The sequence below is a fragment of the Allobosea sp. BE125 genome (assembly GCF_031456075.1).
Lineage (GTDB): Bacteria > Pseudomonadota > Alphaproteobacteria > Rhizobiales > Beijerinckiaceae > Allobosea.
In genome coordinates, this window is record NZ_JAVDTY010000001.1 from 678256 (window position 1) to 704092 (window position 25837).

Annotated in this window: 29 protein-coding genes; 12 read left to right on the forward strand and 17 right to left on the reverse strand. The window is 66.6% G+C overall.

The features are described 5' to 3' along the window. Positions 1-21 precede the first annotated feature (21 nt). The 4 genes from J2Y55_RS03115 (at position 22) to J2Y55_RS03130 (ending at position 3324) form a co-directional block, all read left to right on the forward strand. Entirely contained in the window at positions 22-453 is a 432-nt protein-coding gene (locus tag J2Y55_RS03115) for an NAD(P) transhydrogenase subunit alpha part 2 (protein WP_069693016.1), read from the forward strand. A 6-nt stretch (positions 454-459) separates the two neighbouring features. Next, a complete protein-coding gene (locus J2Y55_RS03120) occupies positions 460-1866 on the forward strand; it encodes an NAD(P)(+) transhydrogenase (Re/Si-specific) subunit beta (RefSeq protein WP_310147497.1) in 1407 nt (468 codons plus the stop codon). Positions 1867-1957: 91 nt separating this feature from the next. Further along, on the forward strand, positions 1958-2437 hold the full coding sequence (locus tag J2Y55_RS03125) for a GNAT family N-acetyltransferase (RefSeq protein ID WP_310147498.1): 480 nt from the start codon (positions 1958-1960) through the stop codon (positions 2435-2437). 41 nt (positions 2438-2478) lie between these two features. Next, positions 2479-3324 (forward strand): alpha/beta hydrolase, encoded by an 846-nt coding sequence (locus tag J2Y55_RS03130; RefSeq protein WP_310147499.1) that lies wholly within the window; start codon positions 2479-2481, stop codon positions 3322-3324. A gap of 8 nt (positions 3325-3332) precedes the next feature. On the opposite strand, the gene J2Y55_RS03135 is transcribed toward J2Y55_RS03130, so the two are convergent. From J2Y55_RS03135 to J2Y55_RS03155, 5 genes are all read right to left on the reverse strand, one after another. Further along, a complete protein-coding gene (locus tag J2Y55_RS03135) occupies positions 3333-4205 on the reverse strand; it encodes a tetratricopeptide repeat protein (protein ID WP_310147500.1) in 873 nt (290 codons plus the stop codon). Between the two features lie 226 nt (positions 4206-4431). Further along, positions 4432-4665, reverse strand: a complete 234-nt coding sequence (gene rpsU / locus J2Y55_RS03140; RefSeq protein ID WP_069693011.1) for a 30S ribosomal protein S21 — start codon at positions 4663-4665, stop codon at positions 4432-4434. Positions 4666-4831: 166 nt separating this feature from the next. Then, positions 4832-5932, reverse strand: a complete 1101-nt coding sequence (locus J2Y55_RS03145; RefSeq protein ID WP_310147501.1) for a 5-(carboxyamino)imidazole ribonucleotide synthase — start codon at positions 5930-5932, stop codon at positions 4832-4834. Next, on the reverse strand, positions 5929-6471 hold the full coding sequence (gene purE, locus J2Y55_RS03150; RefSeq protein WP_310147502.1) for a 5-(carboxyamino)imidazole ribonucleotide mutase: 543 nt from the start codon (positions 6469-6471) through the stop codon (positions 5929-5931). Before purE ends, J2Y55_RS03145 begins: the two co-directional genes overlap by 4 nt. Positions 6472-6648: 177 nt before the next feature. Continuing rightward, positions 6649-6867 (reverse strand): YdcH family protein, encoded by a 219-nt coding sequence (locus tag J2Y55_RS03155; protein ID WP_069693008.1) that lies wholly within the window; start codon positions 6865-6867, stop codon positions 6649-6651. Positions 6868-7095: 228 nt separating this feature from the next. Between J2Y55_RS03155 and J2Y55_RS03160 the strand changes: the two genes are divergently transcribed. The 3 genes from J2Y55_RS03160 to J2Y55_RS03170 all read left to right on the forward strand — a co-directional run bounded on the left by J2Y55_RS03160 (position 7096) and on the right by J2Y55_RS03170 (position 8361). Further along, positions 7096-7284 carry a YdcH family protein gene (locus tag J2Y55_RS03160; protein WP_092167646.1) on the forward strand — a complete coding sequence of 63 codons (189 nt, stop codon included), beginning with the start codon at positions 7096-7098 and terminating at the stop codon, positions 7282-7284. Positions 7285-7560: 276 nt separating this feature from the next. Continuing rightward, positions 7561-7821 (forward strand): GlsB/YeaQ/YmgE family stress response membrane protein, encoded by a 261-nt coding sequence (locus J2Y55_RS03165; RefSeq protein ID WP_069693006.1) that lies wholly within the window; start codon positions 7561-7563, stop codon positions 7819-7821. Positions 7822-7893: 72 nt separating this feature from the next. Then, the gene (locus J2Y55_RS03170) at positions 7894-8361 is read left to right on the forward strand and encodes a YidB family protein (protein ID WP_310148678.1); all 468 of its coding nucleotides are present in this window, start codon (positions 7894-7896) and stop codon (positions 8359-8361) included. A 144-nt stretch (positions 8362-8505) separates the two neighbouring features. Here J2Y55_RS03170 and J2Y55_RS03175 read toward each other — a convergent pair whose 3' ends face one another. Both J2Y55_RS03175 and J2Y55_RS03180 read right to left on the reverse strand, forming a co-directional pair. Then, positions 8506-10134, reverse strand: coding sequence for an acyl-CoA synthetase (locus tag J2Y55_RS03175; protein WP_310147503.1), 1629 nt, complete (start codon positions 10132-10134; stop codon positions 8506-8508). A gap of 98 nt (positions 10135-10232) precedes the next feature. After that, positions 10233-10997: a sulfite exporter TauE/SafE family protein gene (locus J2Y55_RS03180; RefSeq protein WP_310147505.1), complete on the reverse strand. Its 765-nt coding sequence runs from the start codon at positions 10995-10997 to the stop codon at positions 10233-10235. Positions 10998-11187: 190 nt separating this feature from the next. Here J2Y55_RS03180 and J2Y55_RS03185 point away from each other — a divergent pair, with 190 nt between their 5' ends. Further along, positions 11188-13104, forward strand: coding sequence for a propionyl-CoA synthetase (locus J2Y55_RS03185; protein WP_310147507.1), 1917 nt, complete (start codon positions 11188-11190; stop codon positions 13102-13104). 36 nt (positions 13105-13140) lie between these two features. Here the strand turns inward: J2Y55_RS03185 and J2Y55_RS03190 are convergent, their stop codons facing one another. The 3 genes from J2Y55_RS03190 to J2Y55_RS03200 form a co-directional block, all read right to left on the reverse strand. Beyond that, on the reverse strand, positions 13141-14028 hold the full coding sequence (locus J2Y55_RS03190) for an MBL fold metallo-hydrolase (RefSeq protein WP_310147509.1): 888 nt from the start codon (positions 14026-14028) through the stop codon (positions 13141-13143). A 198-nt stretch (positions 14029-14226) separates the two neighbouring features. Next, the gene (locus J2Y55_RS03195; RefSeq protein ID WP_310147512.1) at positions 14227-14949 is read right to left on the reverse strand and encodes a DUF1013 domain-containing protein; all 723 of its coding nucleotides are present in this window, start codon (positions 14947-14949) and stop codon (positions 14227-14229) included. Positions 14950-15291: 342 nt separating this feature from the next. Continuing rightward, on the reverse strand, positions 15292-16290 hold the full coding sequence (locus J2Y55_RS03200) for an NAD(P)H-quinone oxidoreductase (protein ID WP_310147514.1): 999 nt from the start codon (positions 16288-16290) through the stop codon (positions 15292-15294). A gap of 195 nt (positions 16291-16485) precedes the next feature. Here J2Y55_RS03200 and J2Y55_RS03205 point away from each other — a divergent pair, with 195 nt between their 5' ends. Together J2Y55_RS03205 and rcdA are read left to right on the forward strand one after the other, a co-directional pair. Beyond that, entirely contained in the window at positions 16486-16686 is a 201-nt protein-coding gene (locus J2Y55_RS03205) for a DUF1192 domain-containing protein (protein WP_310147516.1), read from the forward strand. A gap of 293 nt (positions 16687-16979) precedes the next feature. Next, the gene (rcdA, locus tag J2Y55_RS03210; protein WP_310147518.1) at positions 16980-17510 is read left to right on the forward strand and encodes a protease adaptor protein RcdA; all 531 of its coding nucleotides are present in this window, start codon (positions 16980-16982) and stop codon (positions 17508-17510) included. 109 nt (positions 17511-17619) lie between these two features. Here the strand turns inward: rcdA and rpmE are convergent, their stop codons facing one another. Further along, on the reverse strand, positions 17620-17853 hold the full coding sequence (rpmE, locus tag J2Y55_RS03215; RefSeq protein WP_069692997.1) for a 50S ribosomal protein L31: 234 nt from the start codon (positions 17851-17853) through the stop codon (positions 17620-17622). Positions 17854-17987: 134 nt separating this feature from the next. Here rpmE and J2Y55_RS03220 point away from each other — a divergent pair, with 134 nt between their 5' ends. Continuing rightward, positions 17988-19784, forward strand: a complete 1797-nt coding sequence (locus J2Y55_RS03220) for an ABC transporter transmembrane domain-containing protein (RefSeq protein ID WP_404978801.1) — start codon at positions 17988-17990, stop codon at positions 19782-19784. Positions 19785-19931: 147 nt separating this feature from the next. On the opposite strand, the gene J2Y55_RS03225 is transcribed toward J2Y55_RS03220, so the two are convergent. Next, on the reverse strand, positions 19932-20798 hold the full coding sequence (locus J2Y55_RS03225; RefSeq protein ID WP_310147523.1) for an urea carboxylase-associated family protein: 867 nt from the start codon (positions 20796-20798) through the stop codon (positions 19932-19934). Positions 20799-20840: 42 nt separating this feature from the next. Continuing rightward, positions 20841-21518, reverse strand: a complete 678-nt coding sequence (locus J2Y55_RS03230; protein WP_310147525.1) for a cyclase family protein — start codon at positions 21516-21518, stop codon at positions 20841-20843. Positions 21519-21643: 125 nt separating this feature from the next. On the opposite strand from J2Y55_RS03230, the gene J2Y55_RS03235 reads away from it, so the two are divergent. Continuing rightward, positions 21644-22507, forward strand: a complete 864-nt coding sequence (locus J2Y55_RS03235; protein WP_310147527.1) for a LysR substrate-binding domain-containing protein — start codon at positions 21644-21646, stop codon at positions 22505-22507. Positions 22508-22542: 35 nt separating this feature from the next. On the opposite strand, the gene J2Y55_RS03240 is transcribed toward J2Y55_RS03235, so the two are convergent. The 4 genes from J2Y55_RS03240 to J2Y55_RS03255 form a co-directional block, all read right to left on the reverse strand. After that, positions 22543-22839: a c-type cytochrome gene (locus J2Y55_RS03240; RefSeq protein ID WP_310147531.1), complete on the reverse strand. Its 297-nt coding sequence runs from the start codon at positions 22837-22839 to the stop codon at positions 22543-22545. Between the two features lie 20 nt (positions 22840-22859). Further along, a complete protein-coding gene (locus J2Y55_RS03245; RefSeq protein ID WP_310147533.1) occupies positions 22860-23876 on the reverse strand; it encodes a peptidoglycan -binding protein in 1017 nt (338 codons plus the stop codon). 55 nt (positions 23877-23931) lie between these two features. Beyond that, the gene (locus J2Y55_RS03250) at positions 23932-24900 is read right to left on the reverse strand and encodes a flagellar motor protein MotA (protein WP_310148679.1); all 969 of its coding nucleotides are present in this window, start codon (positions 24898-24900) and stop codon (positions 23932-23934) included. Between the two features lie 132 nt (positions 24901-25032). Further along, positions 25033-25821, reverse strand: a complete 789-nt coding sequence (locus tag J2Y55_RS03255; RefSeq protein ID WP_069692992.1) for an inositol monophosphatase family protein — start codon at positions 25819-25821, stop codon at positions 25033-25035. Positions 25822-25837 lie beyond the last annotated feature (16 nt).

Here is a 25837-nt window from a genome sequence, read left to right on the forward strand (position 1 = left end):
GGCTGGGGGGAGTCCGACACCATGGCTAATCCGACACCCGAACAAGCACTCGAACAGGCCCGCTCCGCCGCCGCGCTGGCGAAGCAGGCGGCCGAGCTCGCCGAGAAATACGCCGAGCAGGCCGCCGCGGCGGCAAGCGTCGCGACAGGCGTCGATCCGACGGTGTTTCGCCTTGCGATCTTCGTGCTCGCCGTCTTCGTCGGTTATTACGTGGTCTGGTCGGTGACGCCGGCGCTGCACACGCCGCTGATGTCGGTCACCAATGCGATCTCCTCGGTCATCGTCGTCGGCGCACTGCTCGCGGTCGGCGTCCAGGCCGCTCCGGCGCTGGGCGACGGTCCGGTCTGGGCCAAGCTCTTCGGCTTCGTGGCGCTGATCCTGGCTTCGGTGAACATCTTCGGCGGCTTCCTCGTCACCGAGCGCATGCTTTCGATGTACAAGAAGAAGGGCTGAGCGCCAATGGCCGCCAATCTCTCCGCCCTGCTTTACGTCGTCTCCGGCGTCCTGTTCATCATGGCCCTGCGGGGCCTGTCGCATCCGACCACGTCCCGCCAGGGCAATTTCTACGGCATGGTCGGGATGGGCATCGCCATCCTGACGACCGTGGTCTTCTTCCCGCCGTCGGGCTTCTCCGGCTGGTTCCTGGTCGTGCTGGGCATCACCATCGGCGGCGGCATCGGCGCCTATATGGCCCGGCGCGTGCAGATGACGCAGATGCCGCAACTCGTCGCTTTCTTCCACTCGCTGGTCGGCCTTGCGGCGGTGCTGGTCGCCGCGGCTGCGCTCTATGCACCGGGCGCCTTCGGCATCGGTCAGGTCGGCCATATCCATGGCGGCAGCCTGTTCGAGATGGGGCTCGGCGTCGCCATCGGCGCAATCACCTTCACCGGCTCGATCATCGCCTTCCTCAAGCTCGACGGGCGCATGAGCGGCAAGCCGATCATGCTGCCGCAGCGCCATGGCATCAATATCGGGCTCGGCGTCGCGCTCGTCGTGCTGCTGCTGGTCTTGATCAAGACCGAGAGCCATGTCGTGTTCTGGCTGATCGTGCTGGTCTCGTTTGCGCTCGGCGTGCTCCTGATCATCCCGATCGGCGGCGCGGACATGCCCGTCGTCGTCTCGATGCTGAACTCCTATTCCGGTTGGGCCGCTGCAGGCATCGGCTTCACGCTCGGCAACATGGCGCTGATCATCACCGGCGCGCTGGTCGGTTCGTCCGGCGCGATCCTGTCCTACATCATGTGCAAGGCGATGAATCGGAGCTTCATCTCCGTCATCCTCGGCGGTTTCGGTGGCGACGATGCCGCTGCGGGCGCGGCCGGCGCGGTCGAGGCGAGGCCGGTCAAGCAGGGTTCTGCCGACGACGCCGCCTACATCATGAAGAACGCCGCCAAGGTCATCATCGTGCCGGGCTACGGCATGGCGGTGGCTCAGGCCCAGCACACGCTGCGCGAGATGGCCGATCTGCTGAAGAAGGAGGGCGTGGAGGTGAAGTACGCCATCCATCCGGTGGCAGGCCGCATGCCTGGCCATATGAACGTGCTGCTGGCCGAAGCCAATGTGCCCTATGACGAGGTCTTCGAGCTCGAGGACATCAACTCGGAATTCGGCCAGGCCGACGTCGCCTTCGTCATCGGCGCCAATGACGTGACCAACCCCGCCGCCAAGACCGACAAGTCCTCGCCGATCTATGGCATGCCGATCCTCGACGTCGAGAAGGCCAAGACGGTGCTCTTCATCAAGCGCGGCATGGCGGCTGGCTATGCCGGTGTCGAGAACGAATTGTTCTTCAGGCCCAACACGATGATGCTGTTCGGCGATGCCAAGAAGGTCACCGACGACATCGTCAAGGCGATGGCGCACTGACGCAGCCGCGCGGGCATCACAATGATGCAAAGGGCCGGCTTCATGCCGGCCCTTTTTCGTATGGAGATCTTCTTTCGATGGGATCCTTGCCGTGACACTCTCCATCCGCCCGATGCTGGCAAGCGACCGACCCGCCGTGCTGGCGCTGCTGCTCGAGCTGACGGCCCATGAGGCAGTGCTGAGCGCGGAGCGCGCGTCTGGGCCTGCCGCCGCCGCTGCCTGCCTCGCCGACGACACGGAAAAGGCCGCCGAGCATGGCGGCGCCCAGATCGTCGTCCAGCGGGGCGATGAGGTCGTCGGCTATCTGGCGCTGCGGCTTGGGCGCATCGGCCCCTTCGTGCACGAGCATTTGCGCGACCACGTCTATATCGAGAACATCGTGGTCGCCGCCGCTTGCCGGGGAACCGGGATCGGGCAGCTCCTGTTGGCGGAGGCCGAGCGCTTCGCCCGCGAGGCTGGCTGCAAGGTGATCCATCTGAGCGTCCTGGAGGGCAATGACGTGGCGCTGATCGCCTATCGCCGCGCCGGTTTCGGCAATTTCGCGCTCGAAATGGCCAAGGTTCTCGATTGAACGTCGCGAGACCGCCATGGTGGCGGGGGAGGATGGTCGGCATGAAACTGCTCGGCCGCCTCCTGCTCGTCGCCTGCGCGCTCTATCTCGCCGGGCTGGCCGTCCTCTTCGTCAGGCAGCGCGACCTGATGTATCCGCGCAATCCGCTGCGTGCCGATATCGCTTCAGCGAAGCTGCCGGGCGCGGTGGAGGTTCCGCTGACGACGGCCGATGGCGAGCGGCTGGTGGCCTGGCTCGTGCCGCCGCGCGCGGGCAAGCCCGTGCTGCTGTTCTTCCACGGCAATGCCGGCAATTTCGACAGGCCCGTCCGCCAGGCCCGTTTCCGCGCGCTGACGGAGGACGGCACCGGCCTCTTCGCCGTCAATTATCGCGGCTATGGTGGCTCGACCGGCAGCCCGACGGAGGAAGGCATCCATCTCGATGCGCGTGCCGCCTATGGCGAGGCGGCGGAGCGCTTCGGCGCGGCGCGGTTGGTCGGCTATGGCGAATCGCTGGGCACCGGCGTCGTGCTGCAATTGGCGGCCGAGGTTGCGCTCTCGGCGGTCATCCTGGAGGCGCCCTATCTCTCGACGGCCGCAGTGGCGCAGGAGATCTATCCTTACGTGCCGATCCGGCTCGTGATGCTGGATCAGTTCCGTTCGGAGGCAGTGATCGGGCGGGTGCGTGCGCCGCTGCTCGTGCTGCATGGCGAGCGCGATGGCGTGATCCCGTTCAAGCAGGGGCAGGCGCTTTACGAGATGGCGAACCCGCCCAAGCGCTTCATCCGCTTTCCGGCGGGCAACCATGAGAATCTGCCGGCCCAAGGCTCGGTGCCCGAGGTCAGGCGCTTCCTCGCGGATGTGGCGAGCGGCGCTCTGGCGGGCGCCGAGAGCCGCACGGTCGAATAGCGAGCGGCTCAGCTCCGGAACAGACCGCCGCCCAGCCCACCGCCGCCGAGGCGCGACTGGCCGGCGCGGGCGGTCGCGTTGTTGCCGTCGAGGCTCAGCGCGCGCTGATAGCTCTCGCTCGCCTCCGCCTTCTTGCCGAGCTTCTCATAGGCGAGCCCGCGCCCGGCCCAGGCCTCGGCGTTGCGGTTGTCGACATTGAGCGAAGCGGTGAAGTCCTCGAGCGCCGCATCATACTTGCCGACCGCGATCAGGCTCTGGCCGCGCGCGGTGTAGGGTGGGGCGTTGTAGGGGTTGCGATCGATCACCGAATCGAAGTCGGAGATCGCGTGCTGATGCTGGCCTTCCTTCTGGTAGACCAGCCCGCGGGCATGGAAGGCCTCGGCGGATTCGGGGTTCAGGCGGATCGCGGTGTTGAGATCGGCCAGCGCCTGCTGGCTGTTGCCTTGCAGGCGCAGCAGGTTGGCGCGCCCGACATAGGCCGGCCCGTAATTAGGATTGGCGGTGGTGGCGCGGTTGAAATCGGCAAGGGCGGCATCGTTGCGCCCGCTCTGGCGCAGGGCCAGCGCGCGATTGGTGTAGGCCGAGGCGAGATTCGGATCGATCTGCACCGCCTTGGTGAAGTCGGAGATCGCGTCCGAGAACCGGCCGACCCGGGCATAGGCCGCGCCGCGCGTGTTGTAGGCGTTGGGGTCGTTCGGGTTGCGGGAGATGACCTCGCTCAGCGAGCCGATATTCACGCTCGCATCGGCGGACGAGTTGGTGTCGATCTCCGCCACCGCCGGCTGGGAGCCGAGACTGGAGACGGTATCGCAGCCCGCCAGCGCCAAAGTGATGCCCACTGCGGCCAGCCAGTTCTTGCCGCGATCCATGCTTTGCTTCATCGGTCCTGGTTTCCGTGCCTTGCCTGTCGCACGCGGCAGGCTTGCCGTTCGCGACCTGATTGCGCCCCCCAACCGACAGAGCGCTGCGAAAGAAACAACGCCTGCATTGTGCCAAGACTTGGTTAACGGCGCTCGAAAAGCAACAGCGCCCGGAGCGGGCTCCAGGCGCAGTTAGGGTCTTGCCGATCTTCCCTGGCGGCGGCCGATGCCGCCGCAAGAAGGAAAATCAGGGGCGCTTGGGCTTCACCGGCGCGGGCAGGAGGCCTTCGCGCTGCAGCTTCTTGCGCATCAGCTTGCGGGCGCGACGCACGGCTTCCGCCTTTTCGCGTGCCTTCTTCTCGGAAGGCTTCTCGTAATGGCCGCGAAGCTTCATCTCGCGGAAAACGCCTTCGCGCTGAAGCTTCTTCTTGAGAGCGCGGAGAGCCTGATCGACATTGTTGTCGCGAACGAGAACCTGCACGTGAGTGTCCGTCTTTAGCGGGTTGGTCTAAAAAGTCGGGCGGGCGAGTCTGCCAAGCAGGTCGCTCGAAGGATCGTGCGGATAACAGAAATCAATCCGGCTGTCCACGCCGCGATGCAGCGAAAATGCGCGGAAAATCGGGCTTCGCGCGCCTTTGCACTCCGGCTCAGGTTTTTTCAGGCGTAACCCGCGTGACATGGCCCATCTTGCGGCCGGGGCGGGCGTCGCGCTTGCCGTAGAGATGCAGATGCGCGCCGGGCTCGGCCAGGAGGTCGCGCCAGCGCAAGGCGGCAACGCCGATGAGATTCTCCATCTCGACACGGCCGCGCCGCGCCGCCGAGCCGAGCGGGAAGCCGCAGACGGCGCGGACATGCTGATGGAACTGCGAGGTCTGCGCGCCCTCGCTGGTCCAATGCCCGGAATTATGCACGCGCGGCGCGATTTCGTTGACGATCACGCGCTCGGCTGCCCCCTCGCCGACCACGAACATCTCGACCGCGAAGACGCCGATATAGCCGAGCGCGTCGCCGATCCGCCGCGCGGCCACGATGGCGGCCTCGCCTGTCTTCGGCGAAAGCTGCGCCGGCACGCGGGTGAAGGCGAGGATATGGTCACGGTGCTCGTTCTCGCAGACGTCGAAGGCGGCGAATGCACCGTCGGCGCCGCGCGCCGCGACGACCGAAACCTCGCGCGTGAAGGGCACGAAGCCTTCCAGGATCGCGGAGAAATGGCCGATCGCCTCATAGGCTTCGGCGAGGTCACTTCCGGCGGCGATCTTGACCTGGCCCTTGCCGTCATAGCCGAAGCGCCGCGTCTTCAGGATGCTGGGGCGGCCGAGATCGGCGACAGCAGCCTCGAGATCAGCCAGCGAATCGACGGCGCGGAATGGGGCCACGGCCAAGCCCAGCTCGGCGACGAAGCTTTTCTCGCTGAGCCGATCCTGCGTCACCGCGAGCGCGCGCGCTCCCGGATGTAGCGGTGTGCGGGCGGCGAGGAAGGCGGCGGTCGCGGCCGGCACGTTCTCGAACTCATAGGTCACGACATCGACCGCATCGGCGAAGCGCGCCAATGCCGCCTCGTCCTCATAGTCGCCGACGGTATGGCGGGCCGCCACGTCGAAGGCGGGGCTGTCGGGCTCCGGCGCGAAGATATGGGCGCGGATGCCGAGATCGGCGGCGGCGAGCGCGAGCATGCGGGCGAGCTGGCCGCCGCCCAGGATGCCGAGCATGGCGCCGGGTGCAAGGCCGCTGGAATCGGGCGTGCTCATTTCTCGTCCTTCGCGGGGCGTGTCTCGTCCTTCGCGGAGCGTACCTCGTCCTTCACCGGATGTTCGGCGATCGCGGCGCTCTGGCGGGCGCGGTAGGTGTCGAGGCGCCTGGCGAGTGCCTCGTCGCTGAGCGCAAGCACGGCAGCGGCGAGGAGAGCGGCGTTGACCGCGCCGGCGCGGCCGATGGCGAGCGTGCCGACTGGGATGCCGGCCGGCATCTGGACGATCGAGAGCAGGCTGTCCTGGCCCGACAACGCCTTCGATTCGACCGGCACGCCGAAGACGGGCAGGGGGGTCAGGGAGGCGGTCATGCCTGGCAGATGAGCTGCGCCGCCGGCGCCTGCGATCACCACCTTGAAGCCTTCGGCCTTGGCGCCACGGGCGAAGGCGAACATCCGGTCGGGCGTGCGATGGGCGGAGACGATGCGCGCATCATAGGCGATGGCGAGCGCATCCAGCGTCTCGGCGGCATGGCGCATCGTCGCCCAGTCGGACTGGCTGCCCATGATGATGGCGACGGCGGGGCTGGTCTGGGCCATGAAACGGATCGCTTCCGGAACTTCGCGGCAGAAAGAGCCTGATGTTACCCGAAAACCGGGATCCGCTTTTCGCTAGGGCGGACCTTCGGCTCGGCATCCTGCTCCGAGGATAAGGAAGCGCGCGATCTAGACCACGCAACGCTGCGGAAGCAAGCGGCGAATCGCCGTTATCCTTGCTCAGGCGATGATATCGGGGGTCAAAGCGTCCTCGATCTGGGCGATGCGGTCTTTCAGATAGAGCTTGCGCTTCTTCAGGCGCTGCACCTGGATCTGGTTGACCGCGCCGACCCGCTCCAGCGCGTCGATGGCGCTGTCGAGGTCGCGATGCTCCTCACGCAGCCGCGCCAGTTCCGTCGTGAAGGCCTCGACCTCGTCAGGGCTAAGCTCGAATCCCATGAAGTCATCTCATCATCGCCGCGATTGGGCGCGACTATGCTGAGACGCCGCGTGCGCCGCAAGAGCGGGGAGCCTGCGGCGGAGGCAGGAGCGCATCATATTCGCGCCTTCCGAGACAGGAGCCGTTCACGATCACAGAATCTCATGGTGCGGCGCGAGATTGCCCCGCAGACGTGAAGCCGGCTCTGTGTCAGACTGTCTTGTCAATCGCTCATCAGGAGGATCCAGATGTCGCTGCAGACCCATCTCGTCGAGCTCGAACGGAAGCATCGTCAACTCGAAGAAGCCATCGCTCAGGCCGTATCGAGCCCGTCCTCGGACGATCTCAGCGTGGTCGAGTTGAAGCGCAAGAAGCTGATGCTGAAGGAAGAGATCGAGCGGGTGCGGCAGACGATGCCGGACCGAACTCTGCATTGAGGGCCTAAGGCGGGCCGTAACAGCTTTGATGATGCATCAGCTTGCTCCGAAAACCGGTTCCCAATTTTCGGGCTGATGCTCTAGCGACCCGCTCTGGAGATTCTATTTCATCAGATCAGGCCGGCCCCGAGAGGGGCCGGTTTTTCATTGGCGAAGCCCGACGAAGGCGGGCCGTCCCGACCTGCCGGTGAAGCTCTGCAGGCTGAGTGTGGGAGGGCCGGAACTTCTTTCTGCGTCGGATGTTGAAGGGGGCGTGCGGAAGCGAGGGAGGCTGTCTTGGGTATCGTCTGGACCATCATCGTCGGTTTCATCGCCGGCATCGTCGCGAAGTTCATCATGCCGGGCCCGAACGAGCCTTCGGGCTTCGTGCTGACGACGATCCTCGGAATCATAGGGGCTTTCGTCGCGACTTATCTCGGCCAGTCGCTCGGCTGGTACGCGCCGGGTCAGGGGGCGGGGCTGATCGGCGCCATTGTCGGCGCGATCGTCGTGCTTCTGGTCTGGGGCATGATCAGCGGCCGCAACCGCGCCGTCTGATCGCAGCATTCTCATCCCGAAACAGGAGTTCGTGCCGTGAGTGATGACAACAGCAGCGGCGGCTTTCCGTCGATGACCGCGCTTCTCGGACTTCTTGCCGTCGCCGGCTACCAGAACCGCGACAAGATCGCCGAATGGCTTGGCGGGCGAGGCCAGCCCGATGCCGGGCAGATCCCGGCGCCGCAGCAGGGGCAGGCCGAAGCCGCGCCTTCGGGGAGTGGCGGCCTTTTCGGCGGTCTCGGCGGCCTGCTGGGCGCCGGCGGGGCCGGGGCTATGCTCAATAGCGGGCTCGGCGAGTTGGTCGACCGCTTCAAACAGGCCGGGCAGGGCGACAAGGCGGATTCCTGGGTGCAGCCGGGCCCCAACAAGGAGGTTGCGCCAGGCGATCTGGAGCAGGCTCTCGGGCCCGAAGCTCTCGACGCGATCGCGCGTCAGACCGGGCTGTCGCGTGCGGAGCTGCTGGAACGGCTCGCGCGCGTGCTCCCGGAGGCGGTCGATCGCTACACACCCGACGGCAGCCTCAGTCGCTCCCCAGCTTAGAACGCCATCGATCGAGGCGGGCGCCGCTTGGCGGCAGGGCTTCCCTGCCCATTGCTCTTCTGGCGCGGCTTTTATCCGTTTGGCTGGCTGCGGCCGAACGGAGGCGGCTCGGCTGTAGCCTTGCCGATAGAGGCAGCGCAGGGGTCAGAGCGCGCGCGCCATTTCGCGTAGCTTGAACTTCTGGATCTTGCCCGTCGAGGTTTTCGGCACTTCGATGAAGACCACGCTGCGCGGGCATTTGAACGAGGCGAGCAGACCCTTGCACCAGGCGATGATCTCGGCCTCGGTCACGCTCTGTCCCGGCTTGAGCTCGACGAAGGCGCAAGGGGTCTCGCCCCATTTCTCGTCGGGCCTGGCCACCACGGCTGCCGTCTGCACGGCCGGGTGCTTGTAGAGCGCGTCCTCGACCTCGATCGAGGAGATATTCTCGCCGCCCGAGATGATGATGTCCTTGGAGCGGTCCTTGAGCTGGATATAGCCGTCGGCATAGCGCACGCCGAGATCGCCAGTGTGGAACCAACCGCCTTCGAAGGCCGCCTTGGTCGCCTTCGGGTTCTTGAGATAGCCCTTCATCACGACATTGCCGCGCATCATCACCTCGCCCAGCGTCGTGCCGTCATGCGGCATGGGCTCCATCGTCTCGGGATCGCGCACGTCGAGGCCTTCCAGAGCCGGGTAACGGACGCCCTGACGCGCCTTCAACGCCGCCTGATCGGAGGCCGGCAATGCGTCCCAGTCGCGGTTCCATTCGTTGACGACCGCCGGGCCGTAGCATTCGGTCAAACCGTAGAGATGGGTGACCTCGAAACCGGCCTGCTTCATCGCGCCGAGCACGGCTTCCGGAGGCGGGGCTGCGGCGGTGAAGAAGGCGACCTTTTGCGAGAAGTTGCGCTGCTCCTCCGGCCGGGCATTGAGCAGTGTCGACATCACGATCGGCGCGCCGCAGAGATGGGTGACGTGGTGGTCGGCGAGCGCGTCATACATCGCCTTGGCGCGGACCTGGCGCAGGCAGACATGAGTGCCGGCCAGGATCGAGATCGTCCAGGGAAAGCACCAGCCATTGCAGTGGAACATTGGCAGCGTCCAGAGATAGACCGGGTGCCTGCCCATGCCGCCGGTGATGACGTTCGAGGTGGCGAGCAGGCTCGCGCCGCGATGATGGTAGACCACGCCCTTGGGGTCGCCGGTGGTGCCGGAGGTATAGTTCAGCGCGATCGCGTCCCATTCGTCCGATGGCGTCACCCAGACGAAATCGGCATCGCCGGTTGCGAGGAAGTCCTCGTACTCGACTGTCCCGACACGCTCGCCGGGCCCGTCATAAACCGGGTCGTCATAATCGATGACGAGCGGCTTCACCGTGCATAGCGCCAGCGCCTCCTTGATCGTCCCTGAGAATTCGCGGTCGGCGATCACGACCTTGGCCTCGCCATGGTCGAGCGAGAAGGCGATGATCGCGGCATCGAGCCTTGTGTTCAGCGTGTTCAGCACGGCGCCGCACATCGGCACGCCGTAATGGCATTCGAGCATGGCCGGCGTGTTGGGCAGCATGGCTGCGACGGTGTCGTTCTTGCCGATGCCGTGCTTGTGCAGCGCCGAGGCGAGGCGGCGTGAGCGGGCGTAGAACTCGGCGTAGGTCCGGCGCAGCGGGCCGTGGATGATCGCGACCTGGTCGGGGAAGACGCTCGCCGCGCGCTCCAGGAAGGGCAAAGGCGTCAGCGGCTGGAAATTCGCCGGGTTGCGGTCGAGGTCGGTGTCGTAGGCGCTGATGGTCATGGTGGCGTCGTCTCCCTCGGCCGTGCGGCAGCCTTAGCCCCTGCTAGCCTTGCGGGTAGTCCATCCCTTTTTCCGAGAAGGCGCAATCGGCGCGGGCATCAGCCCAGCAGATGCAGCCCGCGCAGGCCGTCGAAGACGAGCTTGCCCCCGACCGCCAGCAGCAGCCAGTAGATGATCGTGTAGAAGCGCTCGGCCGGGACACGACGCACCAGCCAGACACCGGCGATGGTCGAGACGATCGCGACCGGAAACAGCGCAACCGAGGCGGTGAGGTTCGCTGGGGTGAACTGCCCGAGCGCGAGATAGGGGCCGAGCTTGATCAGGTTGAGCATGGCGAAGAAGATCGCGCCCGTGCCGACGAAGACGGCAGGGGCCAGGCGCTGCGGCATGACGTAAATCTGGAAGGGCGGGCCGCCGGCATGGGCGATCATGCTGGCGAAACCGCAAAGCGCGCCCCAGAACGAGCCGGCGAGGTAGCCCGCCCGTGTCACCGGCGCTGCCGCTTTGGCGTCGCTCAGCATGCGGCGCAGTGCGAAACCCATCGAGATCAGCCCGATCGCGAGCCCCACGGCGGCGTCCGAGACTTTTGCCGCCAGCAGATAGCCGGCGAGGATGCCAAGCAGCGCGCCGGGCAGCAGCGTCGCAAGATTGCTCCGGTCGAATTCACGGCGATAAGACCAGACCGTCACCACATCCTGCGAGATCAGCAGCGGCAGCATGATTGCCGCCGCCTGGACCGGCGAGACGACGAGCGCCATCAAGGGCAAGGACAACAGGCCGAGCCCCGAGAAGCCGCCCTTCGACAGGCCCATCAGGATGACAGCAGGCACCATGGCGGCGAAGAAGGCGGGGTCGAGGATCATTGAGTCCGGATGTTTGCGTCACAGCGACGCAAGGAGGGCCGAATGGCCTCCATGCTGGGCGAAAGTCTCACGGCCCTGCGCTTGCGCCGGAGGGGGCGAATGCTCACGATCCCGCGCAAAATGAGCCTCCGCCGCTGCCGGTTGATCTGCGGGGTGTAGGCCAGAACAGGGCGAAGAGGATACGCATTCCATGAATGCCCCGCATGCAAGCGGCTACGCCGAAACCTATGCGCGCTGGCAGGCCGATCCGGAAGGGTTCTGGGCGCAGGCCGCTCAGGCCGTCGACTGGATCAAGCCGCCCAAGGCGATTTTTGACGCGACGCAGGGAGCCTATGGCCGCTGGTTCCCCGATGCGAGCTGCAACACCTGCTTCAACGCGCTCGACCGCCATGTCCGCGACGGCCGGGGCGAGCAGGCGGCGCTGATTTACGACAGCCCGGTCACCGGCACGAAGGCGACCTACACCTACGCGCAGATGCTCGACGAGGTCGCGACGCTCGCCGCCGTTCTGCAGGATCTCGGTGTCGGCAAGGGCGACCGGGTCATCCTCTACATGCCGATGATCCCGGAGGCGGCTTTCGCCATGCTCGCCTGCGCGCGGATCGGTGCGGTGCATTCGGTCGTGTTCGGCGGTTTCGCGGCCAAGGAGCTGGCGACGCGCATCGACGACGCCACGCCCAAGCTCATCCTGACCGCGACCTGCGGCATCGAGCCGAGCCGCATCGTCGAATACAAGCCGCTGCTCGATGCGGCGATCGATCTGGCAACGCACAAGCCTGAGACCTGCCTCGTATTGCAGCGGCCGCAGGCCGACGCCTCGATGCATGTCACCCGCGACAGGAACTGGCGCACGCTGACAGCAGCCGCCAAGGCTGCGGGCCGCAAGGCGGATTGCGTCGAAGTCGCCGCGACCGACCCGCTCTATGTGCTCTATACCTCCGGCACGACGGGCCGCCCCAAGGGCGTGGTGCGCGACAATGGCGGCCATATGGTCGCGTTGAAATGGACGATGGACAATCTCTACGACGTGAAGCCCGGCGAGGTGATGTTCACCGCATCCGATGTCGGTTGGGTCGTCGGTCACAGCTATATCGTCTACGGGCCGCTGCTGCAGGGCGCGACGACTATTCTTTACGAGGGCAAGCCGGTCGGCACGCCCGATCCGGGTGCGTTCTGGCGGGTCATCGCCGAGCACAAGGCGGTCGCGCTCTTCACCGCGCCGACTGCCTTCCGGGCGATCCGCAAGGAGGATCCGCAGGCGAAACATCTTGCCGGCCACGATCTCTCGCATTTCCGGGCGTTGTTCCTGGCCGGCGAGCGGGCCGATCCCGATACGCTGAAATGGGCGGAGGAGATTCTGAAGGTTCCGGTCATCGACCATTGGTGGCAGACCGAGACCGGCTCCTGCATCGTCGGCAATCCGATCGGGCTCGAACTGCTGCCGGTCAAGCATGGATCGCCGACCGTGCCGCTGCCGGGTTACGACGTGCAATGCCTCGACGAGGGCGGCCGGCCCGTTCCCGCCGGGACGATGGGTGCGATCGTGGTGAAGCTGCCGCTGCCACCTTGCGCCCTGCCGACGCTCTGGCAGGACGACGCGCGCTTCAGGGAAGGCTATCTCGCGGCCTTTCCCGGCTACTACAACACGTCCGATGCCGGCTTCATCGATGCCGATGGCTATGTCTTCATCATGGGCCGCACCGACGACATCATCAATGTCGCCGGCCACCGCCTCTCGACCGGTGGCATGGAGGAGGTGCTGGCCTCGCACCCGGCCGTGGCGGAATGCGCCGTGGTCGGCATCAAGGATGCGCTCAAGGGCGAGCAGCCCTGCGGCTTCGTCGTGCTGAAATCCGGCGTGACCCAGAGCCCGGCCGAGGTCGAGCGGGAGCTGGTCGCGTTGGTGCGCGAGAAGATCGGACCCGTGGCGGCCTTCAAGCTGGCCTTGACGGTGAACCGGCTGCCGAAGACGCGCTCGGGCAAGATCCTGCGCGCCACGATGAAGAAGATCGCCGATGGCGAGGATTACGCCATGCCCGCGACGATCGAGGATGCGGCCGTGCTGGGTGAGATCGGCGTCGCCTTGAAGGGCAGGGGGCTGGGGTAGGGGCGTGTCATTCCGGGGCGCGCCCCGGAATGACGGTCAGAACCCGATCGTCGCGCCGTTCCAGCTCAAGAGCCGCTCTGGCCACTCCAGCCGCATCAGGTCCTCGCCGATGATCAGCCGGCCGGCATAGCCTGCCTGCCTGACCTCGCGGGCGAGCGCGGCGGTGTCGGCGGCGGGCGGCACGAGATGGGTCAGCGCCAGCGCTTTTGCGCCCGAGCGCAGCGCCAGCCCCGCCACCACCTCCGGCGTCATGTGATAGCTCTGGACGGAGGCGACGGTCTCAGCGGAACGGACGCCCGCGACGACCGGCATCTGGCTTGAGATGAAGACCTCGCAGACGAGCAGGTCGCAGCCCTGTGCCGCCTGCTCCAGCGAAGGTGTCAGCCGCGTGTCGCCGGAGAAGACGATGCGGCTGCCGCCATACTTGGCGGAGAGGCCGAAGGCCGGTTCGACCGGCTTGTGATCGACCAGGAAGGCCTCGATCGCGAGGTCGCCGAGGCCGGAAACGATCCCCTCGCGCAGCTCCTCGAAGATGACCTCCAGCCCCGTGGCGTCCGGTCGCTTCTCGAAAGCGATGCGCAAGGCACGCTCACGGGCGAAGGCCTCGTATTGCGCGCGCATATTGGCGAGCGCCGGGGCCGGGGCCATGACGCGCCAGGGCTTGCTACGGCCCTGATGCCAGGAGGAGACGACGAGCTGGTAGAAATCGACGAGATGGTCGGAGTGCTCATGGGTTACGATGAGCAGGTCGATATCGGCGCCCCGGTGGCCGGCGGCTAGGAGGCGTTGGCTGACGCCCGAGCCGCAATCGACCAGGACCTTGCGCCCCGCCGCCTCGATCAGATGCGAGGGGCCGGCGCGACGCAGGCTGACCGGCGGTGCGCCGGTGCCGAGGAAGGTGAAGGCTAGTCTGTGGTCCATCATGGCGCGAGGCTGTCAGGCCGCGCGCGTCTCTGCAAGCCAAGCCACGCGGATGCGCTCCGTTGCGGCTTGTGTGTTGTACAGCTTTGCGTGGAATTCAGGGGTGGCCGGCAAAGCTCCCGGGCGCTGGATTGCGCCGTGGGGCCCTTCGTGCGGCTGTCTCCCGAACCCGCCACCGCCTGGTGCGGAGCAGGAGAGGTCTCAGTCTTCCTCGTCGTCCTCGGCCGGGCGCTTGAGCTGCTTCAGCTTGGAGAAGACCGAATCGACGTCGATGGCCTCTTCTTCCTGGCGCTTCGGCTTGCCCATATCGGCGAAGGTCTGGTTGAGCGCGGGCGCCGGCGCGGTCGTCTCCTCGGCGGGGAGCAGGGTCGAGCCGATTTCGGCGATCGCGGCGGGACGGTCCTTGGCGGCGCGGCCGACTTCGAAGTCAAGATCGATCTGCGAGCACAGGCCGAGGCTGACCGGATCGATCGGCGACAGGGTCTGGGCGTTCCAGTGTGTCCGGTCGCGAATCTGGGCGATGGTCGACTTGGTCGTGCCGATCAGGCGGATGATCTGCGCGTCCTTGAGTTCGGGATGGTTGCGCAGCAGCCAGAGGATCGCGTTGGGGCGGTCCTGGCGCTTGGAGACCGGGGTGTAGCGCGGCCCCTTGGACTTCTTCATCTCCGGCACCTTCACCCTGCGCTCGGCGAGCTTGAGGTGGTGGCTCGGGTTCTTGGCGGCGCGCTCGAGCTCCTCGCGGGTGAGCTGGCCAGAGGTGATCGGGTCGAGGCCCTTGATGCCGGCGGCGACTTCGCCATCGGCGATGCCGCGTACTTCGAGCGGGTGGAGTTTGCAGAACTCGGCGATCTGCTCGAAGGTCAGGGACGTGTTCTCGACCAGCCAGACCGCGGTGGCCTTCGGCATCAGCGGGGGATTCGACACGGGACGTCTCCTGAATCTCGAAAGCCGGTCTCAGACCGGGTCAGCGTCGCGGACAATAGCTCTCATGCGCAGACCGGCCTCCTCGGCCGGCCATCCAAATCATCGACGATGAACAGGATGGCGCGGCTTATAGGCAAAGCCGGGGCGGGTGTCCATGAAAAGCGTGACTGATTGGCATTCTTGGTCTCGGTTTTCCGCATCGTCATCCCGGACAAGCGGCGCAGCCGCGCTGATCCGGGATCCATCATAGGGTGGGGCAGTGCTCTATGATGGATCCTCGATCTCCGCTTCGCTGCGTCCGGGATGACGGGGTGGCTCATGCGGCTAGGTTGACAGCGAGCCTCACACCGTCAGCACGATCTTGCCGATATGGGCATTGCTTTCCATCAGCGCGTGGCCGGCGGCGGCCTCCGTGAGCGGGAAGGTCGCGTGGATCACCGGCTTGCAGCGCCCGGCCTTGATCAGCGGCCAGACCTTGGCCTCGAGTTCGGCGGCTATCCCGGCCTTCTCGGCGATGGTGCGCGGGCGCAGCGTCGAGCCGGTATGGGTCAAGCGCTTCATCATCAGCCTGCGGTAGTCGACTTCCGCTTTCGGACCGTTGAGGAAGGCGATCTGGACGATGCGGCCGCTCTCGGCCGCCACGTCGTAATTGCGGTTGATGTAGCCGCCGCCGACCATGTCGAGGATGAGATCGACGCCACGCCCGCCGGTAACCTCCTTGGCGGCCGCAACGAAATCCTGCTCGCGGTAATTGATCGCATGGTCGGCACCGAGGTCGCGGCAGGCCTGGCATTTCTCCGCTGAGCCCGCAGTCGCCAGCACCGTTGCGCCAAAGGCCTTGGCGAGCTGGATCGCCGTGGTGCCGATGCCCGATGTGCCGCCATGGACCATGAAGCTCTCGCCGGCATGCAGGCGGCCGCGCTGGAAGACGTTGGTCCAGACGGTGAAATAGGTCTCGGGGATGGCGGCCGCCTCGATCAGCGAAAGCCCGGCCGGCACGGGCAGTGCATTGCTTTCGTGGACCACGGCATATTCGGCATAGCCGCCGCCGGCGACGAGCCCGCAGACCGTGTCGCCGAGCTTGAAGCGGCTAGCGCCCTCGCCGAGCGCGACGACCGTGCCGGCGATCTCGAGGCCGGGAATATCCGAGGCGCCGGGCGGTGGCGCATATCCTCCCATTCGCTGGAGCACGTCGGGACGGTTGATGCCGGCTGCGGCGACCGCGACCAGCACCTCGCCGCGCCCCGGCTGCGGCACGGGCCGCTTCCGGGCCTGGAGAACCTCGGGGCCTCCCGGAGCCTCGAAGCCGATCGCGGTCATCGTCTGGGGCAAGGCGGTCATGGGGTTCCGGTCCTGTAGGAAGGGGCTGAGGCAAGGGGCTGCCCGGGACATGTCGGCCCGCGCATCGGGCGAGAGTGGAGTTGCGGGGGCGTAGTGCTTTGATCTTGCATCGGCTTGTCCCGAAAACCGGTTCCCACTTTTCGTAGCCGATGCTCTACTCTGCGCTACCGTCGAGTTGTCGAATGTGAGGCCGCCATGTCGATCTTTCCAGAGGATGACCGTCCGAAGCCGAAATCCGTGCATGAAATCGGGCAGGATCTCTCGATGCTGTCGCTGGCCGAGATCGACCAGCGCGTCGAGGCGCTGCAGGCCGAGATCGAGCGCCTGGCCGAGGCCCGGGCCAAGAAGGACGCTTCGCGTTCGGCGGCCGACGCCTTCTTCCGCAAACCGGATTGAGCCAGTCTTCTGCCCTTGCGTCATTAAGGGTCTCTTAACGATTCCAAAGTATGAATCGCATTGTCCAGTTTGTCTGGATGTCGAGTGGCTCCTGCCCACTCTGTTTGACGCCTCCCTGTTGACCTTCGAGCCGCCTCAGGGCGGCTCTTTTTTCAGCTGCATTATCCCGTTAAGGTTAACCCAATGTTACCGCAGCCCTGATCGCGCTTCGGCGTTATCCTTGCGGTGTTGTCGGCCTGAAGCGTTGCCGCGTCCCTGACGCGAACGCTGTTGTGCCGAAGGGGGACACCGCGATGAACGATGTGCTGATGCTGGAGCCGCAGGTTGACGATGGCTCGATCTCCTTTGCTCGCGGCTTCGTCAAATCCGACGCTTTCATGCTGCTGTTTCGCGAGGGCATGGGGCTGGTCGAGCAGACGGCATCCTATCTCGACGGCGACGGGCGCGCCGAGTCGGCGGCTCTGCCGCGCGATGTCGCGCTGACCTATGCCACCGAGAGCATGCGCCTGACGACACGATTGATGCAGATCGCCTCCTGGCTCCTGGTCCAGCGCGCGGTCGCCGAAGGCGAGATGACGGCCGAGCAGGCCCGCGCCGAGAACAACAAGGTCAGGATGTCCGACGCTGCGGGGCAGCCCGCCCATGACGAGGTGGCCCGCCTGCCGCAGGCGCTGCGCGATCTGATGGCGCATTCGGTGCGCCTGCAGGAGCGCATCCGCCATCTCGAAGGCCAGATGTCAGGCACCGGCCTTGCCCGGAAGCAGGCCAATCCGGTGCAGGACCAGCTCGCCAACTTGCAGGCGCGGCTGGGGCTTGGCCGTTAGGCTGTCTCCCGGGCGCGACCAATCGCCGCCGAAACGCAAAAAGGCCCGGCCAAATCGGCCGGGCCTTTTTGATTTAGATCAGAGGCGATCGGAACCGATCGCCGCTAAATCACTTCTTGCCGAGAGCGCCGAACGCGCCAAAGCGCGAATTGAAGCGCGAAACGCGGCCGCCGCGGTCGAGCATGTGCTGCGTGCCGCCGGTCCAGGCCGGGTGGGTCGTCGGATCGATGTCGAGATTGAGGGTGTCCCCCTCCTTGCCGAGCGTCGAACGGGTGAAGTATTCCGTGCCATTGGTCATGACGACCTTGATGGTGTGGTAGTCGGGATGGATGCCGGTCTTCATGGCGAAATCCTCAATCGATAAAAACGGGCCTGCCTCGATCAGCGGGCATGGATAGTCGGCCCGTCGAATAATTTCGTATGAGCCTGTCTGTGAAGTCGCCAGCGCCATAGCGCAGGCGGGCCGGCAGTGCAAGCATGACAGGACAAAGACGCGTGGCCGAAGCCGATAAAGACGATACCAAACCGAGGACTGATTTCCGTTCGCTCTCCTCGTTCTGGCCTTATGCGCTGGCCCAGAAGGGCCGGATCGGGCTTGCGCTGCTGGCGCTGGTCGTGGCTTCAGCCGCGACGCTGATCCTGCCGCTGGCGGTGCGCCGCGTCATCGATGTCGGCTTTTCCGGCGGCGAGCAGCGAATGGCCAACAGCTATTTCCTCGTCCTCGTCGGCATCGTCGCGATCCTGGCACTGGCGAGCTCGGCGCGCTTCTACCTCGTCATGACGGTGGGCGAACGCATCGTCGCCGATCTGCGCTCGGACGTCTTCGCGCATCTGACCAAGCTCGAACCGGCCTTCTTCGATTCGAGCCGGGCGGGCGACCTCGTCTCGCGGCTCACCGCCGATACGACGCAGATCAAGTCGACCTTCGGATCCACGGCCTCGATCGCGCTGCGCAACGGCATCATGGTCATCGGCGCGCTCGGGCTGATGATCTTCACCAGCCCGCAGCTCTCGGCCATCGTCATCGCCGCGATCCCGGTCATCGTCCTGCCGCTGGTGTTGTCGGGCCGCTCGGTGCGCCGGCGCGCGCGGGCGGCGCAGGACCGGCTCGCCGACGCCTCGGCCTTTGCCTCGGAAGCGGTCGGCGCAATCCGCACGATGCAATCCTTCGGGGCGTCGCAGCAGACGGCGGCGCGTTTCGCAGCGGCCTCGGACGATGCCTTTGGCGCCTCGCGCTCGGCCACCGCCTCGCGCGCGCTGCTCTCGGGCGTCGCGATCTTCCTGGTCAGCGCCAGCGTGGTCTGGGTCTTGTGGACCGGCGCGACCGAGGTGTTCGAGGGCCGCATGACCGGCGGGCGGCTGTCGCAGTTCATCCTCTACGCGGTGATGGCGGCAAGCTCGCTCGGCCAGCTCTCGGAGGTCTATGGCGAGATCTCGGCTGCCGCCGGCGCCGCTGGGCGCCTCGGCGAAATCCTGGCGATGAAGCCCGCCATCGCCGCCCCGCCGAATCCGCGGCCGATGCCGCAGCCGTCGCGTGGCGAGCTCTCCTTCGAGCAGGTCTCCTTTGCCTATCCCGGCCGCAGCCTGTCCGCGCTGCATGCGCTCAGCTTCAAGGTCCGGCCCGGTGAGCGCGTCGCGCTCGTGGGGCCCTCAGGGGCGGGCAAGAGCACGGTGCTGCAATTGGCGTTGCGCTTCTACGACCCCGCCAGCGGCCGCGTCGTCGTCGATGGCGTCAGCGGCCCGGAGGCCGATCCCGAGGATTGGCGGGAGCGCTTCGCATTGGTGCCGCAGGAGCCGACGGTGTTCGGCGTCTCCGTTGCCGACAACATCGCCTATGGCCGGCCGCAGGCGAGCCGCGCCGAGGTCGAGAACGCAGCCCGGCTCGCTGCCGCGGACGGCTTCATCCGCAGCCTGCCGCAGGGCTACGACACCATCGTCGGCGAGCGTGGCGTCACGCTTTCTGGCGGTCAGCGCCAGCGCCTGGCGATCGCGCGTGCGGTGCTGAAGGACGCGCCGATCCTGCTGCTCGACGAGGCGACGAGCGCACTCGATTCCGAAAGCGAGCGGGCGGTGCAGGATGCGCTCGACCGATTGATGCAGGGCCGCACCACGCTGGTCGTGGCGCACCGCCTCGCCACCATCCTCTCTGCCGACCGCATCCTGGTGATGGATGAGGGACGTGTCGTCGAGGATGGCACCCATGCCGAGCTCAAAGCGCGCGGCGGGCTCTATGCGCGGCTGGCGGCGTTGCAGTTCGGGCTGGAGGCGGCGTAAAGGCGCTCGCTCCCGTCATTGCGAGCACCAGGGTCTTGCCTTCGGCAAGCCCGAGTACAGGCTCCGCGAAGCAATCCAGTGTCGTAGAGCGCTACGCTCCCTGGATTGCTTCCTCGGCTTCGCCTCCTCGCAATGACGGAAAGGGCCTCAACCTTCTTCGCCATGGCTGCGCGGATAGGCGTTGCGCTCTGGTGGCGCCCACCCGGTGAGCAGCGCGGGCTCGGTCGCGAAGATCTCGACCTTGAGCGGGTAGCAGGCGGCCACGTCGCTGGAATGGCTCGCGCTGCAATCGCCGCCGGGGCAAGCCGAGAGCGCGCCGATGAGGTCGATCTCGGCGAAGAACTCGATGTAGTCGCCCGGGCGGACCGGGCTGGCCTTCATGAAATACTGGTGCGTGTCGCGGGTGAAGCCGGTGCACATGAAGACGTTGAGCACGTCATGGACGTGCTGCTCGACCTCGCGCGCCGGGACGCACTTGGCGGCGCCGAGCGCGCGGGCGAGGTTCGAATGGCAGCAATGATGATAGTCGCCGCCGCTCAGGAGCCGGTTGGTATAGGGGTCGCAGCGCGTGCCGATGACATCGTGGATGCCGCCGCCATCTTCGTCCCAGCCATACCAGCCGAGCGTATCATGCGTGATCGTCGCCATCGGCCGCAATGAGGGCAGGGTGCTCCAGAGCCGGTCGCCGGTGCCGAGATGGGTGGCGTGCAGGGCCCGCGTCTTGCCGCTGAAGAAGCGCTCGGAGAGATCGTCGGCGTTCCAGAGATTGAGGTCGCCGACCTGCGGGCCCTCGACGCTCGTGATGCGGAAGAAATGGCCTTTGGGCACGTGGAAGGCGCGCCCGTCGCGGGGCGGGACGATGACCTCGTCGAGCTTGGTCAGGCTTTGCCGCGCCGCCTGCAGCATCGCCATGTCGACGCTGGGCAAGGTCGCGTTGGGATAGACCACTACGGCGGGCTTGCTGCGCCGCTCGGCGGCATCGGCGGGGGCTGCTGTCGTCACTGCGTCCTGCATGGTTCCAATCCGTGAAGATGGCATTTTTTGTCCCAACCCGCGTCAAGCAGTTTCGGCGAAGGCCCTGATCGTCATGGCGGCCGCGCCGACCGCCTTGATCGGAACGGCGAAGAAGCGAAAGCCTGATGCCGGTAAGCGATCGAGATGGCGCAGATTCTCGACGATGAGAATATCCTGGCCGAGCAGGATCGAGTGGGCCGGCCGCGCCGGATCGTGACGGGTATCGACATTAGGCGTGTCGACCCCGAGCAGGCGCGCGCCGCGGGCGCGAAGCGCCTCGATCACATCCGCGTCGATGAAGGGATAGTCGTCATAGGCAGGCTTTCCCCAATGGGCGTCCCAGCCGAAGCGGATCAGCACGGCAAGGCCTGTGAGGTCGGCGGGCAGGTCGATGCGGCTAAGCCCGATGCGCTCGCCGGGGCGTGCTGCGGCGACGCTGACGCACAGCCCCGGCAGGACGAGCTCGTCGAGGCTCAAGGCCGCGATGTCGCGGCGCTCCTTCCAGCGGTGCCGCGGCGCGTCGAGATAGGTGCCTATCGAGGTCTGGAAAAACACCTCGGTGATCTCGAAGCTGGCCTTGCCGTCATAGAACGGCGCGGAGGCCTCATGCGTCACGAAGGGCCTGATCGCGGCGGTGAACTGCTTGACCTCGCCGTCGCGCCGCAGCGAGAAGCCGGGCATGCCGTCGGTAAAGTCATGGCTGAGGTCGACCAGAGGCATCGCGGCAGGATTCCGGATTCGGGGAAGGCCAAGTGATTCAGGGAAGGCCAAGTAAGGCTGATCGGAATGCCGGCGCAATCTTCGATTTCTTGCGCTAAGGGCAAGCAGGGCTTAGCCTCGATGGCATGAGATATCCTCCCCTTGGCGGCTTGCGCGCCTTCGAGGCAGCTGCCCGCCATGAAAGCTTCGCGTCCGCCGCCGCCGAGCTGAACCTGACGGCGGCTGCCGTCAGCCAGCATGTGCGCGCGCTCGAGCTATGGCTGGGCGTCCCGCTGTTCCTGCGTCATCCGCGCGGCGTGGCGCTGACGGCTTCCGGGCGGGATTTCGGCGTGGCCGTCTCGCATGGGCTGACGCATATCGCGCTTGCGGCCGGGCAGATCGCCGCCAAGACGCGCCGGACCCTGGTCAGCCTGGCCTGCCTGCCCTCGGTCACGACACGCTGGCTGATTCCGCGCCTGCCGCTGTTCCGGGCGACCCATCCGGAGATCCAGCTCAACCTGGTCTATGCGCTCGATGCGCGCAGCCCGGCCCAGGCCGGCGTCGACCTGCTGATCCAGCATGGACCCAGGCCTGGTGCGGGGGCGACCGCGATCCTCAGCGCCGCCACGCGCCCGACCTGCTCGCCCGAATTCCTGGCCCGGCACGGCCCTTTCGCCGTCGCGTCCGACCTGCTGGCCGCCGAGCTGCTCCATGACGAGACCCAGTCCGCCTGGGGGCGCTGGTTCACTGCGGCCGGGCTGAACGCCCCGATCGGGGGCGGTCCGATCTTTGCCGACTTCAACCTCCTGGTCGCCTCGGTCATCGCGGGGCAGGGCGTCGGCTTGTGTCCGACCTCGCTCATCGCCGACGAACTCCAGCGCGGCAGCCTGACGACGCTGTTCGAGCAGCCCTCGGACGAGGACAAGCAGTACTGGCTGCTGGAGGCGGGCGGCCTGTCGCCGGAGGCGGCGATCCTGCGCGACTGGCTCGTTGCCATGAGCCGGAGCTGAGATCCTGCTCCAAGGCGCATGTCCCGATCAGGAGACTACCTCGGCGGCAGGGCCGCATAATAGGCAGCGAGCGCTGCGATCTCGTCGAGCGACATGGCGCGGGCCATGAAGCGCATCTCCTTGTGGGCGCGCTTGCCTGAGCGGAAGGCCAGCATCTGGTTGGCGAGATAACGTTCGTTCTGACCGGCGAGATGCGGCACTTCGCTGTCGCGCGCGATCCCGTCCAGGCCATGGCAGGCGGCGCAGCCTTCGATCGCGGCGCCGCGCGGCTCGGCCGCGGCGGGAACAGCCGCCAGGCAGAGCAGCAGCGCCCAGCTTCGGGTTTTGGGCAAGCGTGGGCTGCGCGGATGCGTCACCGCTCGGTGATCTTGAACTCGATGCGCCGGTTGCGGCGCCAGGCGTCGTCGTTGTTGGCGACGTCGAGCGGCTGGAACTCGCCGAAGCCGGTCGCGGCGATGCGGTCGCTGGGAAGGCCGCGCGTGATCAGGTACTCGACCACCGCGACGGCACGCGCGGTCGAGAGGCTCCAGTTCGAAGGGAACTGCGGCGAGCGGATCGGACGGTTGTCGGTATGGCCGTCGACGCGCAGGATCCAGGGAATATCCGGGGGCATCTCGCGGCCGAGATCGACCAGGATAGCAGCGAGCTTGTCGAGTTCGCCGCGGCCTTCCGGCTTGAGCACGGCTTGCCCTGCGTCGAAGAAGACCTCGGACTGGAAGACGAAGCGGTCGCCGACGACGCGGATGTCGGGCCGCGTGCCGAGCACCTGGCGCAGGCGGCCGAAGAAGTCGGAGCGGTAGCGCGCCAGTTCCTGCACGCGCTGGGCCAGCGCCACGTTCAGCCTGGAGCCGAGCTCGGAGATGCGCGCCTGCGATTCCTTGTCCTTGGTTTCGGAAGCGTTGAGCGCCTGCTCCAGTGCCGCGAGCTGGCGGCGCATCGCCAGGATCTGCTGGTTGACCAGATCGACCGTCGCCTGGGCGCGGGCCGAGAGCTGCTTCTCGCTCTCGAGTGCCTTCTGGGTCTCGGAGAGCTGGGCCGGCGCGTCGCTGGCTTGCGCATTGAGCAGGCCCTGGACACGGCTGCGCTCGCCCTGCTCGCGCGTGAGCGTCGACTGCAGCAGGCTCAGGTTTTCCTGGGCCTGCCGGTTCGAGGAGCGCTCCAGCGCGAGCAGGTCGGTCAGTTCCGAGATCTGGCGGTTGAGGCGGTCGAGCGCGGTGTCCTTGCCGGTCAGCTCCTGCGACAGGAAGAACTGGCCAAGCACGAAGACCGAGAGCAGGAAGACGATGCCGATCAGCATCGTCGAGAGCGCATCGACGAAGCCGGGCCAGAAATTGATCTCGTCGCGGCGGTGGGAGCGGGAAAGGGCCATGCTTAGCGGCTCCTGCGGATCAGGGCGTTGTTCCGAGCGTGTCGTGTCCGAGCGCTCATGGCTCCGTAACGTGGTCGGCAGTCAATCTCTCGATCAGGCGCTTCATGTCCTTCTCGCGCGAGGCCTGCGCCTCGACCCAGTCGCGAATCAGCTGCTGCTCCGCGCGCATATGCTGGACGAGACCCTGAATGCCCTCGGCGAGGTTGGAGAGCGCCTGGGTCGCGGCGCGGTTGTTGGCTCCGCTCTCGGCCATGGCGGCGCTGAGCTTGTCGAAGCGGTCGTTCAGCGCGTCGCCCGCGAAGGGTTGGGAGGCGGTGACCGACGTGGCGCTGGCGGTGCGTGTGCCGAGCCAGCTCTCGATCTCGTTGCGGAAACGGCGCTGGGCCTGGGCGACCTGCAACTCCAGGAAGCCGAGGATCAGCGAGCCGGCGATGCCGAAGAGCGAGGAGGAGAAAGACAGGCCCATGCCGGCGAGCGGGGCGGCGAGGCCGGCCTTGAGCTCGTCGAAGAGCACGCCGGCTTCCGCGCCCGTGCGCAGCGACTTGATGACGGAGCCGACGGAGGAGACCGTGTCGAGCAGGCCCCAGAAGGTGCCGAGCAGGCCGAGGAAGACGAGCAGCCCGGCGAGATAGCGCAGGACCTCGCGGCCGTCATCGAGCCTGACCGCGATCGATTCCAGAACGGTTGAGGCCTGGGCGGGCGCGAGGCTGCCGCGATCGAGCTGAGGCAGCACGCCGCTGAGCGGGGCGATGACCTGATGACGCTTGACCTCCGCCTGCAGCGGCGCGGCGGCGAGGCGGGTGGCGGCGCGGGCCTCGCTATAGAGCCGCCAGAGCTCGCGCAGCGCGATCAGTACGCCGACGAAGAGCGAGCCGAGGATCAGGCCGTTCAGGCCGGGATTGGTCATGAAGGCGGTGGCGAGACCGCCTTGCAGGATGTAGCCGAGGAAGCCGATCAGCGCGAGGAACAGGAGCGCGCGGACGACATAGCGCAGCGGACGCGAAAAGCGGGTCTCCTCCCGCATCGTTGCGACCGTGACCTTCTCGGCCGCGATACCCTCATCCGCCATGCTTCGTCTTCCGTTCAGGTCTTGCCGCCTGCGGGACTGTCGCCTCCAGCGCCGCCGGGATCAAGCGTGAAAGAGCAAAGATATATGTCAGCCTGCCGACTTGAGCGCGGCGCGCAGCGACTGTTCGCCGACTTCATTGCCGCAGATGATGTCTTTGGCGCTGGTCGGTTGCTTGCCGTCGAGCGTGCCGAAGGTGCCGCCGGCCTCGCGGATCATCACCGCTCCGGCCGCGAAATCCCAGGTGTTGAGCCCACGTTCCCAGTAGGCGTCCATGCGGCCTGCGGCGACATAGGCGATGTCGAGCGCGGCCGAGCCCATGCGCCGGACATTGGCGAAGCGCGTCATCACCGCGCCCAGCTCATGCAGGAAGAGCGGGTGCCCGCCCTTGCCTATATGGGGCACGCCCATGCCGATCAGCATCTCGGCGGGCTCGCGGCGGCCCGAGACGCGCATGCGGCGGTTGTTGACATAGGCGCCCTTGCCCTTTTCGGCGATAAAGAGCTCGTCCTTGGCGGCGTCATAGACCACGCCGGCGATGAACTGGTTGTCGCGCTCGAGCGCGACCGAGATGTTCCAGTGCGGGATGCCGCGCAGGAAGTTGTGGGTGCCGTCGAGCGGGTCGATGTGCCAGCGGTTGCTCTCGTCGGTGCCCTGGACGACGCCGCTCTCCTCCATGACGAAGCCGTAGCCGGGGCGGGCCTTCTCCAGCGCTGCGCGGATGATCTCCTCGGCCTTGGTGTCGGCCTTGGAGACGAAATCGCCGGGGCCCTTGGCGAGCACCTGCAAATTCTCGATTTCGCCGAAATCGCGCTTCAGCGAGCGGGACGCCTTCATCACGGCGTCCGTCATCACGGTCATCAGGGGGGAGCGGATCATCGATACCTCAGGGTGC

What these genes read in the sequence shown, in the direction of transcription:
- J2Y55_RS03115 (WP_069693016.1), top strand. Translation starts at nt 22, where the DNA reads ATGGCTAATCCGACACCCGAACAAGCACTCGAACAGGCCCGCTCCGCC.
- J2Y55_RS03120 (WP_310147497.1), top strand. Translation starts at nt 460, where the DNA reads ATGGCCGCCAATCTCTCCGCCCTGCTTTACGTCGTCTCCGGCGTCCTG.
- J2Y55_RS03130 (WP_310147499.1), top strand. Translation starts at nt 2,479, where the DNA reads ATGAAACTGCTCGGCCGCCTCCTGCTCGTCGCCTGCGCGCTCTATCTC.
- J2Y55_RS03135 (WP_310147500.1), bottom strand. Translation starts at nt 4,205, where the DNA reads ATGAAGCAAAGCATGGATCGCGGCAAGAACTGGCTGGCCGCAGTGGGC.
- J2Y55_RS03145 (WP_310147501.1), bottom strand. Translation starts at nt 5,932, where the DNA reads ATGAGCACGCCCGATTCCAGCGGCCTTGCACCCGGCGCCATGCTCGGC.
- purE (WP_310147502.1), bottom strand. Translation starts at nt 6,471, where the DNA reads ATGGCCCAGACCAGCCCCGCCGTCGCCATCATCATGGGCAGCCAGTCC.
- J2Y55_RS03155 (WP_069693008.1), bottom strand. Translation starts at nt 6,867, where the DNA reads ATGGGATTCGAGCTTAGCCCTGACGAGGTCGAGGCCTTCACGACGGAA.
- J2Y55_RS03160 (WP_092167646.1), top strand. Translation starts at nt 7,096, where the DNA reads ATGTCGCTGCAGACCCATCTCGTCGAGCTCGAACGGAAGCATCGTCAA.
- J2Y55_RS03170 (WP_310148678.1), top strand. Translation starts at nt 7,894, where the DNA reads ATGACCGCGCTTCTCGGACTTCTTGCCGTCGCCGGCTACCAGAACCGC.
- J2Y55_RS03175 (WP_310147503.1), bottom strand. Translation starts at nt 10,134, where the DNA reads ATGACCATCAGCGCCTACGACACCGACCTCGACCGCAACCCGGCGAAT.
- J2Y55_RS03180 (WP_310147505.1), bottom strand. Translation starts at nt 10,997, where the DNA reads ATGATCCTCGACCCCGCCTTCTTCGCCGCCATGGTGCCTGCTGTCATC.
- J2Y55_RS03185 (WP_310147507.1), top strand. Translation starts at nt 11,188, where the DNA reads ATGAATGCCCCGCATGCAAGCGGCTACGCCGAAACCTATGCGCGCTGG.
- J2Y55_RS03190 (WP_310147509.1), bottom strand. Translation starts at nt 14,028, where the DNA reads ATGATGGACCACAGACTAGCCTTCACCTTCCTCGGCACCGGCGCACCG.
- J2Y55_RS03200 (WP_310147514.1), bottom strand. Translation starts at nt 16,290, where the DNA reads ATGACCGCCTTGCCCCAGACGATGACCGCGATCGGCTTCGAGGCTCCG.
- J2Y55_RS03205 (WP_310147516.1), top strand. Translation starts at nt 16,486, where the DNA reads ATGTCGATCTTTCCAGAGGATGACCGTCCGAAGCCGAAATCCGTGCAT.
- rcdA (WP_310147518.1), top strand. Translation starts at nt 16,980, where the DNA reads ATGAACGATGTGCTGATGCTGGAGCCGCAGGTTGACGATGGCTCGATC.
- rpmE (WP_069692997.1), bottom strand. Translation starts at nt 17,853, where the DNA reads ATGAAGACCGGCATCCATCCCGACTACCACACCATCAAGGTCGTCATG.
- J2Y55_RS03220 (WP_404978801.1), top strand. Translation starts at nt 17,988, where the DNA reads ATGACAGGACAAAGACGCGTGGCCGAAGCCGATAAAGACGATACCAAA.
- J2Y55_RS03225 (WP_310147523.1), bottom strand. Translation starts at nt 20,798, where the DNA reads ATGCAGGACGCAGTGACGACAGCAGCCCCCGCCGATGCCGCCGAGCGG.
- J2Y55_RS03230 (WP_310147525.1), bottom strand. Translation starts at nt 21,518, where the DNA reads ATGCCTCTGGTCGACCTCAGCCATGACTTTACCGACGGCATGCCCGGC.
- J2Y55_RS03235 (WP_310147527.1), top strand. Translation starts at nt 21,644, where the DNA reads ATGAGATATCCTCCCCTTGGCGGCTTGCGCGCCTTCGAGGCAGCTGCC.
- J2Y55_RS03245 (WP_310147533.1), bottom strand. Translation starts at nt 23,876, where the DNA reads ATGGCCCTTTCCCGCTCCCACCGCCGCGACGAGATCAATTTCTGGCCC.
- J2Y55_RS03250 (WP_310148679.1), bottom strand. Translation starts at nt 24,900, where the DNA reads ATGCGGGAGGAGACCCGCTTTTCGCGTCCGCTGCGCTATGTCGTCCGC.
- J2Y55_RS03255 (WP_069692992.1), bottom strand. Translation starts at nt 25,821, where the DNA reads ATGATCCGCTCCCCCCTGATGACCGTGATGACGGACGCCGTGATGAAG.